Here is a 12,566-nt window from a genome sequence, read left to right as displayed (position 1 = left end):
GTACGACATGAAGGACAAGCTGTTATATGAAGGAAAAGCGAAGCAGGTTTTCACAGTGCAAGATGATGAGCAGTTACTTGTACTTTCTTATAAAAATGATGCGACTGCCTTTAATGGAGAGAAGAAGGCTCAATTTGAAGGGAAAGGTCGTTACAATAACTTAATTTCCGCGAAAGTGTTTGAATATCTGCAAAAAAATGGTGTGAGCAGCCATTTCAAAAAAGCGTTAAATGATACAGAACAACTTGTTGAGAGAACAACAATTATTCCATTGGAAGTAGTTGTTCGCAATGTTGCTGCAGGCAGTATTGTAAAACGGATTGGTATTGAAGAGAAATCTGTCTTTACCCCGCCGCTTGTGGAACTTTTTTATAAAAAAGATGAGCTTGGCGATCCATTAATCAATGATGCACATGCATTGCTTTTAACTGACGCAACAGAGGAAGATTTAGCGCAAATTAAACAAATGGCACTGAAAGTAAACGAAAGTTTGCAAACTTTTTTCAAAGAAATCAATTTACAGCTTGTTGACTTCAAACTGGAATTCGGACGAAATGCTTCTGGTAAGATTGTATTATCCGACGAAGTTAGTCCTGACACCTGCAGATTATGGGATCTAACGACAGGTGAGAAGATGGATAAAGATGTGTTCCGCCAAGACTTGGGCGATTTATTAGCAGTATATGACAATATTTTGAATAGACTGGAGGCATTATAATGAAATTAGTAAAAGTGCATGTAACATTAAAAGAGGGTGTCCTGGATCCGCAAGGGAAGGCTGTTCAAGGATCTTTAAATACATTAGGTTATGATTTTGTGCAGGAAGTCCGTGTGGGTAAATATCTTGAGTTAACGGTAGAAGATGATGCCAATATTGAACAACAAATTAAAGAAATGTGCAATAAACTTTTAGCCAACCCAGTTATTGAAAATTATACGTATACAGTGGAGGAGGGTGTTACTCAGTGAAGTTTGCTGTTGTAGTATTCCCAGGTTCAAACTGTGATCGTGATATGTATTATGCTGCGAAAGAAGCGCTTGGCGAAGAGGCGGATTTATTATGGTATAAAGACGCAAACCTGGATGGTTATGATGCCATTTTAATCCCTGGAGGATTCTCTTATGGTGATTATCTGCGTTGTGGTGCGATTGCTTCTACTTCCAATGTTGTGAAACAATTACGTGAGAAAGCAGAAACAGGTGTTCCGATTTTAGGTGTATGTAATGGATTCCAGATTTTATTAGAATCAGGGCTTTTACCGGGTGCGTTGTTGCGTAATAAAAATTTAAAGTTCATGTGCCATTTTGAAGATTTAGTTGTCGAAAACAATGAAACTATCTTTACTTCGAATTATGAAAAAGGGGAGGTAATCTCTGTTCCTATCGCACATAATGAAGGAAACTATTATGTTGATGAGGAAACACTTGCTAGCTTAAGAGATAATAATCAAATAGTTTTCACATATAAAAACAATCCAAATGGTTCTGTTGCAGACATCGCAGGGGTTACGAACGAAAAAGGCAATGTACTCGGAATGATGCCACACCCTGAACGAGCGGTAGAAGAAATTTTAAACAGTGCGGATGGATTAAAACTTTTCCAATCAATCGTAAAAAACTGGAGGGAATCATATGTTGCAGGCGCCTGAGATTACACCAGAAATGGTAGAGCAAGATAAAGTCTATCGTGAAATGGGTTTAACAGATAAAGAATATGACATGATTAAAGACATTATGGGCCGTCGCCCGAATTTCACGGAGATTGGTATTTTCTCTGTTATGTGGTCAGAGCATTGTAGTTACAAAACTTCTAAACCATTGTTGAAGAAATTCCCGACAGAAGGAAAGCAAGTTGTCCAAGGTCCTGGTGAGGGTGCTGGTGTTGTCGATATTGGTGATGGACAAGGTGTTGTTTTTAAGGTGGAAAGTCATAATCACCCTTCAGCAGTTGAGCCATATCAAGGGGCTGCAACAGGAGTTGGTGGAATAATCCGCGATGTGTTCTCAATGGGAGCTCGCCCGATTGCTTCATTAAACTCACTGCGATTCGGTAATTTAAAAACAGGCCGTGTGAAGTATTTATTCGAAGAAGTAGTTCACGGTATCGCAGGATATGGTAACTGTGTTGGTGTACCAACAGTTGGCGGGGAAGTTCAGTTCGATGATTCTTATGAAGGTAACCCGTTAGTAAATGCAATGTGTGTAGGTTTAATTGATACGAAAGATATCCAAAAAGGTATTGCCGCAGGACTTGGTAACACGATTATGTATGTAGGTTCAAAGACTGGGCGCGATGGTATTCATGGGGCAACATTTGCTTCTGAGGATTTATCTGAAGAGACAGAAAGCAAACGATCCAATGTTCAAGTTGGTGACCCTTTTATGGAAAAACTATTAATTGAAGCATGTTTAGAAGTTATTCATTCGGATGCGTTAGTTGGTATTCAGGACATGGGAGCAGCTGGTCTTACGTCCTCTGCCAGTGAGATGGCAAGTAAAGCTGGAATGGGTATGGAAATGAATCTAGACTTGATTCCGCAGCGTGAAGCAAATATGACAGCATATGAAATGATGCTTTCAGAATCACAAGAGCGCATGCTTTTATGTGTGAAAAAAGGTGAAGAACAAGAAATCATAGATATTTTCAGAAAATATAATTTGGAAGCTGTGGCTGTTGGAACAGTTACTGATGATAAACGCTTCCGTTTATTGCACAATGGTGAAATTGTTGCAGATATCCCTGTTGACAGCTTGGCAGAAGATGCACCAATTTTCCATAAAGAATCAAAAATGCCGGCATTTTATGAAGAGTACCAAAACATGCCTGCATATGCTCCGAACGTAGAAGACCATGCGGATATGCTTCGTAAGTTGCTGCAGCAGCCAACAATTGCGAGCAAAGAATATGTTTATGATCAATATGATTCCATGGTACAAGCGAATACAGTTCTCTCACCTGGTTCTGATGCGGCAGTTATTCGTGTACGTGGCTATGACAAAGCACTTGCAATGACAATTGACTGTAACTCTCGTTATATTCATTTAGATCCAGAAGTTGGCGGCAAAATTGCTGTAGCAGAGGCTGCTCGTAATATTGTAGCATCTGGTGCAAAACCATTGGCGATCACAGATGGTTTGAACTTCGGAAATCCTGATAAACCAGAGAATTTCTGGCAAATGGAAAAAAGTGTTGATGGTATGAGTGCTGCATGCTTGAAGCTTGATACACCTGTTATTAGTGGAAATGTGTCCTTATACAATGAATCCAACGGCCAGGCGATTTTCCCTACTCCAATTGTGGGTATGGTAGGGCTTCATGAATCACTTTCCCATATCACACCGTCTCATTTTCAAAATTCAGGTGATGCGATCTATGTGATCGGTGAAACAGCTGTTGAGTTCGGAGGAAGTGAATTACAAAACGTTCTGGAAGGCCGCTATTTTGGAAAGGCACCTGCGATTGATTTAGATGTGGAAGCGAAACGGCAGGCACAATTATTGGATGCCATTCGTTCAGGACTTGTCGTATCTGCCCATGACTTGGCTGAAGGTGGACTTGCTGTTGCATTAGCAGAAAGCTTGTTTACTGGAAAAGGTTTTGGTGCAAACGTAGCTGTTGATGGCGATCTAACTGCAGCATTATTTAGTGAAACACAATCACGCTTTATCGTTTCTGTAAAAGAAGCGGATCGTGCAGCATTTGAAAAAGCAGTAGAAGATGTCAAATTGATTGGTATAGTAACTGGTCAAGGTAAGTTAGTTATTTCGAACGGATCCAAAGAAGTCATCAATGAAGAGATTGAGGCATTACAACAGTTGTGGAAAGGAGCTATCCCGTGCTTGCTGAAATCAAAGGCTTAAATGAAGAGTGTGGCGTATTTGCGATCTGGGGACATGAAAAAGCGGCCGAAATGACTTATTACGGTCTTCATGCCCTCCAGCATCGCGGGCAAGAAGGTGCAGGAATTGTAACAACAGATGGTGAAAAGCTTAATCTCCATAAAGGTGTTGGCCTTGTGAATGATGTTTTTTCAGAGGATGAGTTTTCTCGACTGAAAGGACATGCAGCAATCGGTCATGTTCGCTATGCAACACAGGGGGGCGGTGGCTATGAAAATGTACAGCCACTTGTATTCCGTTCACAGAAAAATAGTATGGCACTTGCCCATAATGGAAATCTTGTCAATGCCCATGCATTGAAAAGTCAATTAGAAGCGCAAGGAAGCATATTATCCACAACTTCAGATACAGAAGTAATTGCTCATTTGATTAAAAGAAGCGGCAATGTACCAATCGAAGAAGCGATTAGTTCAGCACTTGGTATGATTAAAGGAGCATATGCTTTTTCGATATTAACTGAGGACCAGCTGTTTATTGGCTTAGACCCGCGCGGGTTACGCCCATTATCAATTGGTCGTCTTGGTGATGCTTATGTTGTTGCATCCGAAACGTGTGCATTTGACTTGATCGGTGCAACTTATGAGCGTGAAGTCCGCCCTGGTGAATTAATCGTGATCGATAACGACGGTTTTCGGACATCACAATTTACTTCCCCGTTACAGCGTACCTTATGTTCCATGGAATATGTATATTTTTCAAGACCGGATAGTGATTTAAATGAATTAAATGTCCATGCGAGTCGTAAAACAATGGGAAAACAGCTTGCAAATGAAGCACCTATTGAGGCTGATGTTGTAACAGGTGTGCCAGATTCCAGTATCTCTGCAGCAATCGGTTTTTCAGAAGCAACAGGCATTCCATATGAGCTTGGATTGATCAAAAATCGGTATGTTGGACGTACGTTTATTCAACCTTCACAAGAATTGCGTGAGCAAGGGGTGAAAATGAAACTCTCTGCTGTACGAGGGATTGTTGAAGGAAAGCGTGTCGTGATGGTAGATGATTCCATCGTTCGAGGAACAACAAGCCGCAGAATCGTTCGTTTACTGAAAGAAGCTGGTGCCACGGAGGTGCATGTTCGTATCGCGTCTCCACCGATTCAAAACCCTTGCTATTATGGAATTGATACATCAACAAAAGGTGAACTCATTGCATCAAGCAATTCTGTCGACGAGATTCGTGAAATTATTGGTGCAGATAGTTTAGCTTTCCTGTCAACAGAAGGATTAGAAGCATCAATTGTGGCAGATCGTGATAAACAAGAGCATGGAGTGTGCCAAGCATGTTTTACAGGAAATTATCCAACAGAGATTTATCCAGATACGGTGATTCCTGCTTATAAAGATTAGAACGACCGAATTGATTTCCGTAACGACCGAAATAATCAGAATAACGACCGATAAACGCTAGATAATTACCGGAATAATCCAATTAACGACCTGATTATTGGAAAAAATGACCGGATTCATTCTAGCGTTTATCGCTCATATAAAAAAGGAGAAATTCGATGAGTGATATTTATAAAGAAGCTGGCGTCGATGTCCATGCTGGATATAAAGCTGTCGATTTAATGAAAAAGCATATAGCCAAAACAAATCGCCCAGAAGTAATTGGTGGTGTTGGTGCGTTTGCCGGATTATTTGACATAAGTAAGTTTACTTATGAAGAGCCTGTGCTGGTTTCAGGAACAGACGGTGTTGGGACCAAATTAAAGCTCGCGTTTGCACTTGATAAACATGATACTGTCGGGATTGACCTTGTTGCCATGTGTGTGAATGATATTGTTGCTCAAGGAGCAGATCCCTTATTTTTCTTAGATTATATTGCTTGCGGCAAAAACGAACCGGAAAAAATTGAGCAGATCGTCAAAGGTATCAGTGAAGGGTGTGTTCAGAGCAATGCTGCTCTGGTTGGTGGCGAGACAGCGGAAATGCCTGGTATGTATGGTGATGGTGAATATGACTTAGCTGGCTTTGTTGTAGGAATTGGAGATAAGAACAAAATCATTACAGGCGATACAATTGAAGCTGGTGATAAAATTATCGGTATCCCATCGTCAGGTGTTCATTCCAATGGTTTCTCATTAGTAAGAAAGATAATTGATGACAAAGGTCTAAAATTGACTGATCATGTGGAGGAACTCGGTAAAACATTAGGTGAAGCTTTACTTGAGCCAACGAAAATTTACACAAAAGCAATTCAGCAATTGAAGTTAGATCTTACAATAAAAGGGATCAGCCATATTACAGGTGGAGGATTTTATGAAAATATTCCGCGCGCACTTCCTGAAAATCTTGGTGTAAAGTTAGTAGAAGGAAGCTGGAAAGTACCAGCAATTTTCACCTATTTACAACAACAAGCAGGTCTATCTTTAGATGACATGTACGGTGTATTCAATATGGGTGTTGGTATGGCTGTTATTGTGGAAGCACATGAGGCAGAGATGGCGTTACAATTACTAGAAGACATCGGTGAGCAGGCTTATATCATTGGTGAGGTGACGGGTGAGGCAGGGGTGACTTTTTCTAAATGAGAAAAGCTAAATTAGCTGTCTTTGCATCAGGAACCGGAAGTAATTATGACGCAATTATAGAAGCGATAAACAAAGGAACACTTGATGCAGAAGTTACCTTACTAGTATGTGACAGGCCGAAAGCAAGAGTAGTAGAAAAGGCAAAGAGAAATGGTACGCCAAGCTTTGTCTTTGATCCAAAACAATATGCAAAGAAAGAAATGTTTGAGTCGAAAATTGTGGAAATCTTAAAAGAAGCTGAAATCGATTTGGTTATCCTTGCAGGTTATATGCGTTTAATCGGTAAAACCTTGCTCCAACCATTTGAGGGGAAAATCATTAATATTCACCCATCATTATTGCCATCCTTTCCAGGTCTTGATGCGATTGGCCAAGCATTTAATGCAGGTGTCAAAGTATCTGGTGTGACGGTTCATTATGTTGATGCTGGAATGGATACAGGCAAAATTATAGCACAGGATATTGTTAATATAACAGATGAAATGACACGTGAAGAATTACAAAATGAAATTCAAAAAGTAGAACACAAGCTTTACCCGGAAACGATTCAAAAACTGATTTCGAGAGGAGAATCATCTTGAAGAAAAGAGCATTACTTAGTGTATCGGACAAAAGCAATTTAATTCCATTTGCGGAAGGGTTAGATCGATTAGGATATGAATTAATCTCAACAGGTGGAACCTTAAAAGCATTAAAAGAAGCAGGTCTTCCAGCATTGCCGGTTTCTGCTGTAACTAATTTTGAGGAAATTCTTGATGGGCGTGTAAAAACACTACATCCTTTCATTCATGCAGGATTACTAGCTCGCCGTGATGAAGAATCACATGTAAAGCAATTAGAAGAACGTGATATTGCACCAATTGATGTGGTTGTCGTTAACCTGTATCCTTTTAAAGAAACCATTGCCAAACCTGATGTAACAGAAGAAGATGCAATTGAAAATATCGATATTGGCGGTCCAACAATGCTTCGCTCAGCATCAAAGAACTTTCGTGATGTAACAGTTGTTGTAGATCCGTCTGACTATGATACTGTTTTAGAAAACTTAGGCGATAATGGTGGTACTGTCGAGTTCCGTAAAACCTTAGCGGCAAAAGTGTTCCGCCATACAGCGAACTATGATGCAATGATAGCAGGATATTTTGTTGATATTACAGGTGAAGAAGATCCCGAGACATTTACCCAGAGCTTTGAAAAAGTTCAATCACTGCGTTATGGAGAAAACCCGCATCAGAAAGCTGCTTTTTATAAAGAAGGAAATGTGAAGGGTGCTTCGATCGCGAATGCCAAACAATTACATGGTAAAGAGCTTTCTTATAACAACATTCAAGATGCAAATGCAGCATTAGAAATAGTATTGGAATTCGGTGATCAACCGGCAGCAGTAGCCGTAAAACATATGAATCCATGTGGTGTGGGGATTGGCGAATCAATGGAAGCAGCATTCAAAAAAGCATATGATGCAGATCCAGTTTCCATCTTCGGTGGGATTGTTGCATTAAATCGAGAAGTGGATGAAGCTACAGCAAATCTATTAAAAGATATTTTCCTGGAAATTGTTATCGCACCAAGCTTTTCTGATAAGGCCATAGAAATTTTAACAGTAAAACCAAATATTCGATTACTGGAAACACCAATGGTAGTGAACACAGATGATACGAAAAAGGTCGTTAGCGTGATTGGTGGATTGCTTGTCCAGGAACGTGATAATGGAAGTGTGACAGCGGAAGACTTAGAAGTAGTAACAGATCGTAAACCAGAAACTGGTGAAATGGAAGAATTATTATTTGCATGGAAAGTTGTTAAACATGTTAAATCGAACGCCATTGTTGTAGCGAAAGACAATCAAACAGTTGGTGTCGGTGCAGGGCAAATGAATCGTGTTGGCGCAGCAGGAATTGCATTCGAACAAGCTGGTGAAAAAGCAAAAGGTGCAGTTCTTGCGTCAGATGCATTTTTCCCTATGCCTGATACCGTAGAGAATGCGGCCAAAGCTGGAATTAAAGCAATCATTCAACCAGGTGGTTCGAAACGTGATCAAGATTCAATTGATGAATGTAATAAGCACGGTATTGCAATGGTATTTACCAAAATGCGTCACTTTAAACATTAAGGTGCAGGATTCCCTATAAACTGGGGATCCTTTCATATAGAACGGCAAGAATAGAGCATCGGAATTTCAAGAAATTATTTTAAAAAAACTCTATAAAGGAGTGATCAGATGAAAGTTCTAGTAATAGGCAGTGGGGGCCGTGAGCATATTATTGTGAATAAGTTAAAAGAAAGCAAACGTGTTACAGAAATATTTGCTGCACCTGGTAATGGCGGTATTGCTCAAGATGCAACATGTGTCCAAATCAAAGATGATGCAATTGAAGAGTTAGTCACATTTGCCGAAGAAAAGCAAATCGATTGGACAATTGTTGGACCAGAGATTCCACTAACAAAAGGTATTGTTGATGCATTCCGCGCGAAAAACTTAAAAGTATTCGGACCATCAAAAGCGGCAGCAATTATTGAAGGAAGTAAGGACTTCGCAAAAGCTTTTATGAAACAATACGATATTCCTACAGCGAAATATCAAACATTTACTGATGTGGAGAAAGCAAAAAGCTATATTCAACAAGAAGGTGCGCCGATTGTTATAAAAGCAGATGGCCTTGCTGCAGGTAAAGGTGTAGTTGTAGCGATGACAGAGCAAGAAGCAATTGATGCCGTTGATGACATGCTTGTAGGAAACCGCTTTGGTGATGCCGGAAGCCGTGTTGTGATCGAGGAATTCCTCGATGGGAAAGAATTCTCTCTTTTCGCGTTTGTTGATGGTGAAAATGTTTACCCGATGGTGCCAGCACGTGACCACAAACGAGCTTATGATAATGATGAAGGCCCTAACACTGGTGGAATGGGTGCTTTCTCGCCAGTACCAGGGCTTGATCCAAAGCACGTCGAATTCGCAGTAGAAAAAATTCTGAAACCTGCAGCGAAAGGGATGAAAAAAGAAGGCCGTACATATACAGGAGTACTTTACGGCGGTCTGATTGAAACAAAAGAAGGGCCAAAAGTAATCGAGTTTAATGCCCGTTTCGGTGACCCGGAAACACAAGTAGTTTTGCCACTCTTAGAAAACGACTTGATCCAAGTGATCGAAGATGTTACATCTGGTAAAGATCCCCAACTGAAATGGAAAGACGGCTATGCGATCGGTACAGTAGTCGCCTCAAAAGGCTACCCAGGAGCATATGAAAAAAATGTGCAGCTTCCAGACCTTGAGCCGGATAACCAAGTTTACGTGATCCATGCTGGTACAGGAAGCTCAGAGGACGGGACTTTCCACTCAACAGGTGGACGTGTTCTCCTAGTTGGATCACTCCAAGATAGCCCGGAGAGCGCCCAAAAGGAAATTTATCGTTACTTGGAGAGATTTGATCAAACCGACGATTTTTTCTATCGTAAAGATATTGGATTTTCAAAAGAATAAATAAAAGGAAAGCTGCTATCCTATGAAAGGAATAGTAGCTTTTTTTTGCAATATATTAGTTTTCTTGACACAACAAACTTACAAAAGTAAAATTAGTTACACAAAGTAAGTGACTGAATAATGAGGAGGAAGACGATGAATTTCCACCAAAAGCCCAACACTTTCGTTAGTCATGTAAAAATAAAAGTTCAGGACTTAGATAGATCCATTCAATTTTATCAACAAATTGTCGGCTTCGATATATTTGAGAAAACAGAAAATACAGTTCAACTAACAGCAGATGGCAAAACGAGTATTCTATCATTGGAACGACCTGAAGGAGTTCAGCCGAAAGAAAGCAGAACAACGGGCTTATATCATTTTGCTATACTTTTACCGACACGTAAGGATTTAGCTGATTTCGTATTTCACGTTGTCAATGAAGGCGTTCAACTGGGAGCATCTGATCACCTTGTAAGTGAAGCATTGTATTTTAGTGATCCAGATGGAAATGGTATTGAAGTATATGCAGACAGAGATCCTGCTAATTGGAAATGGCAATCAGATCAAGTAATCATGGCAGTTGATCCATTAGATTTTGAGAACCTAGCGAAAGAAGGCAATCCTAATGCATGGCAAGGGTTACCGCCCAAAACAGTGATGGGTCATATCCATCTTCATGTTGCCGAATTAACTAAAACACAAGAATTTTATACAAAAGGACTAGGTTTTGATATTGTTGCAAGTTTAGGTAATCAGGCATTATTTATTGCAACAGGAAATTATCATCATCATATTGGCTTAAATACTTGGAATGGTGTTGGAGCACCCCAACCTCCAGTAAATAGTGCGGGCTTAGAATATTTCGAATTAACCTATCCCAATCAGAACAGTTTAGATCAAGTCATTGAAAAATTAAATTCAATTGGCGTATCAGTGATGGAAGATGCTGATAAGGCAATGATTACTGATCCATCAGGAAATAAAATCAAGTTAACTGTTTAATAAATGCTGCTACCTTGAAATAAGGTAGTAGCTTTTGTTTATTTCACTTATAATTGGGATGTACTGTAAAAAACAAAAGGTGGTATTATGAAAAATAAAATTCCTATTGCGATAGGTTTCAGCATGTTACTGGTCGTATTAGTGATGATTCCTTTCTATCAAAATCGAGATGGAGTCCAAACCTCAGCAAATCCAAGAGAGCCACAATCAAGTGAGGAACCACTTCATCAAGAACAAGAACCTGAGCCGCTGCGACCGACAATCGTCGATGGTGATATTGGCTATTCCTTACAGAATGACGATTTAAACATAACATATGATGGTGGAGAAAATTGGATTCTAGTACCGATTGAAAAGGAATTGTTATTTAGCGGAGAATATAGAGGAAATCAACAGCAATTAATTGATAACAGCTTTATATTATCTGATGATCATGCAGTTTTTTTATATGCTTATGGGAATGGAGAGAATTCTCCAGTTAAACATATCTATTCAGATAACCAAGGAGAAACTTGGGATGAGGTTACCATTACAGAAAAAGGGCTAGGTCTCAGGTTTCGTAAAATTAAAATGCTCACAGATGATTTCTGGTATGTAGTTATTTCTGGTAGCAGAAAAATGTCCCAGGAAGGGGCATTGATTTTTTTCTCAAAGGATCAAGGTCAAAACTGGCAATCTATTAATATGCCTGCAACAACTAGATTAGTAGCAGATGGTGGATTTGTTGATGAAACAACAGCCTTCATGTCCTATGGAATGATTAATCCACAAGAGCCAGAATTATACGTAACCAATAATGCTGGTGAAACATGGAAAGAAGCGGTTTTTCACATGCCTTCTAAATATGATAGAGTGTTTGTTATGCCAAATACTCCGTATAAAGAAAAAGATCACCTGGCCATGTTAGTAGATCAAGGACCTAATGGTGATTATATGGGGGGATTAATCCAAGGAAAGTTTATTTCAACAGATAATGGTTTAACTTGGACATTTGCTGAGGAGGTTGAACCTGAAATTGAAGAAATCGGCTAGAATATTCGGTTATATCAGCTTCTTATCAGCAATTGGCTGCTTCTGCCTTCAGGCAGGAAGTTTATTCATTCAAAATAAGTATCAAGTAGAGTATATTGATGACCGGCTCTTCTATTTAATAAATATTATTTTTATTTTTTTACTGGGATTTGGGATGATATTGCTCACCCAAATAGGAAAAAAAGTATTCATTATATTCATTAGCTTTCTAGTAATCTTCTTTGGTTATAATATCTTATCATTGACAACAATTAACAATCAGATGAACACTTATCTTAGTGTTTCGCCTAATTGGAACAACGTTTTTGTTATAAAGTCCATACAACACCGGAAGGGATTACAATTTTTCATCAAGGTATGGAACAATTTTTTGGCTGGGAACAGGTTAAGCAGTATGGGACACTTGCGGTCGTCTTATCTGAAAACGATGAAGACAAATGGGCAATCGGTTTAGGGAAGCGCCACCAGGTAGAATCAGCAGGAAAAGAGCAAAAGAAAAGTAAGATTGTTTTGTATAAAGCAGAGTTGGAACAGGCAGAAGAGATTCATCTTCAGTATCAAGGAGAGGCTTATTAAATGCTTCTCTCTACATCCTGGGTAAATGTCATAGTCATTGGAGGCTTTTCTCATAGAATAATA

Annotated in this window: 12 protein-coding genes; all 12 read left to right on the top strand. The window is 39.5% G+C overall.

Annotation, left to right across the window (positions count from 1 at the left end; all coding sequences use genetic code 11):
• Positions 1–7: 7 nt before the first annotated feature.
• The 12 genes from purC (at position 8) to ACFOY7_RS01060 (ending at position 12,503) form a co-directional block, all read left to right on the top strand.
• A complete protein-coding gene (gene purC / locus ACFOY7_RS01115; protein WP_390248527.1) occupies positions 8–718 on the top strand; it encodes a phosphoribosylaminoimidazolesuccinocarboxamide synthase in 711 nt (236 codons plus the stop codon).
• Entirely contained in the window at positions 718–969 is a 252-nt protein-coding gene (gene purS / locus ACFOY7_RS01110) for a phosphoribosylformylglycinamidine synthase subunit PurS (RefSeq protein ID WP_390248525.1), read from the top strand. Before purC ends, purS begins: the two co-directional genes overlap by 1 nt.
• Entirely contained in the window at positions 966–1,649 is a 684-nt protein-coding gene (purQ, locus tag ACFOY7_RS01105; RefSeq protein WP_390248523.1) for a phosphoribosylformylglycinamidine synthase subunit PurQ, read from the top strand. Before purS ends, purQ begins: the two co-directional genes overlap by 4 nt.
• On the top strand, positions 1,633–3,861 hold the full coding sequence (gene purL / locus ACFOY7_RS01100) for a phosphoribosylformylglycinamidine synthase subunit PurL (protein WP_390248521.1): 2,229 nt from the start codon (positions 1,633–1,635) through the stop codon (positions 3,859–3,861). The genes purQ and purL overlap by 17 nt, the downstream gene beginning before the upstream one ends.
• Positions 3,837–5,249: an amidophosphoribosyltransferase gene (gene purF, locus ACFOY7_RS01095; RefSeq protein ID WP_390248519.1), complete on the top strand. Its 1,413-nt coding sequence runs from the start codon at positions 3,837–3,839 to the stop codon at positions 5,247–5,249. Before purL ends, purF begins: the two co-directional genes overlap by 25 nt.
• Before the next feature lie 158 nt (positions 5,250–5,407).
• Entirely contained in the window at positions 5,408–6,433 is a 1,026-nt protein-coding gene (purM, locus tag ACFOY7_RS01090; RefSeq protein WP_390248517.1) for a phosphoribosylformylglycinamidine cyclo-ligase, read from the top strand.
• On the top strand, positions 6,430–7,014 hold the full coding sequence (purN, locus tag ACFOY7_RS01085) for a phosphoribosylglycinamide formyltransferase (RefSeq protein ID WP_390248515.1): 585 nt from the start codon (positions 6,430–6,432) through the stop codon (positions 7,012–7,014). Before purM ends, purN begins: the two co-directional genes overlap by 4 nt.
• Positions 7,011–8,546 carry a bifunctional phosphoribosylaminoimidazolecarboxamide formyltransferase/IMP cyclohydrolase gene (gene purH / locus ACFOY7_RS01080; RefSeq protein WP_390248513.1) on the top strand — a complete coding sequence of 512 codons (1,536 nt, stop codon included), beginning with the start codon at positions 7,011–7,013 and terminating at the stop codon, positions 8,544–8,546. The genes purN and purH overlap by 4 nt, the downstream gene beginning before the upstream one ends.
• A gap of 108 nt (positions 8,547–8,654) precedes the next feature.
• The gene (gene purD, locus ACFOY7_RS01075; RefSeq protein ID WP_390248511.1) at positions 8,655–9,911 is read left to right on the top strand and encodes a phosphoribosylamine--glycine ligase; all 1,257 of its coding nucleotides are present in this window, start codon (positions 8,655–8,657) and stop codon (positions 9,909–9,911) included.
• 135 nt (positions 9,912–10,046) lie between these two features.
• Positions 10,047–10,895 carry a VOC family protein gene (locus ACFOY7_RS01070; RefSeq protein WP_390248509.1) on the top strand — a complete coding sequence of 283 codons (849 nt, stop codon included), beginning with the start codon at positions 10,047–10,049 and terminating at the stop codon, positions 10,893–10,895.
• Positions 10,896–10,982: 87 nt separating this feature from the next.
• A complete protein-coding gene (locus tag ACFOY7_RS01065) occupies positions 10,983–11,927 on the top strand; it encodes a WD40/YVTN/BNR-like repeat-containing protein (protein WP_390248507.1) in 945 nt (314 codons plus the stop codon).
• A 291-nt stretch (positions 11,928–12,218) separates the two neighbouring features.
• Entirely contained in the window at positions 12,219–12,503 is a 285-nt protein-coding gene (locus tag ACFOY7_RS01060; protein WP_390248505.1) for a hypothetical protein, read from the top strand.
• The last annotated feature ends 63 nt before the right edge of the window (positions 12,504–12,566 follow it).

This window comes from Gracilibacillus xinjiangensis (genome assembly GCF_042651765.1).
GTDB lineage: Bacteria > Bacillota > Bacilli > Bacillales > Amphibacillaceae > Gracilibacillus > Gracilibacillus xinjiangensis.
Note: the sequence above shows the minus strand (reverse complement) of the source record. Positions and strands in the feature narration are given on the sequence as shown.

Bases quoted from the DNA above. Each gene is read 5' to 3' on its own strand.
- purC (WP_390248527.1), top strand. From the start codon at position 8: ATGAAGGACAAGCTGTTATATGAAGGAAAAGCGAAGCAGGTTTTCACA.
- purL (WP_390248521.1), top strand. From the start codon at position 1,633: ATGTTGCAGGCGCCTGAGATTACACCAGAAATGGTAGAGCAAGATAAA.
- purN (WP_390248515.1), top strand. From the start codon at position 6,430: ATGAGAAAAGCTAAATTAGCTGTCTTTGCATCAGGAACCGGAAGTAAT.
- purS (WP_390248525.1), top strand. From the start codon at position 718: ATGAAATTAGTAAAAGTGCATGTAACATTAAAAGAGGGTGTCCTGGAT.
- purD (WP_390248511.1), top strand. From the start codon at position 8,655: ATGAAAGTTCTAGTAATAGGCAGTGGGGGCCGTGAGCATATTATTGTG.
- ACFOY7_RS01065 (WP_390248507.1), top strand. From the start codon at position 10,983: ATGAAAAATAAAATTCCTATTGCGATAGGTTTCAGCATGTTACTGGTC.
- purM (WP_390248517.1), top strand. From the start codon at position 5,408: ATGAGTGATATTTATAAAGAAGCTGGCGTCGATGTCCATGCTGGATAT.
- ACFOY7_RS01070 (WP_390248509.1), top strand. From the start codon at position 10,047: ATGAATTTCCACCAAAAGCCCAACACTTTCGTTAGTCATGTAAAAATA.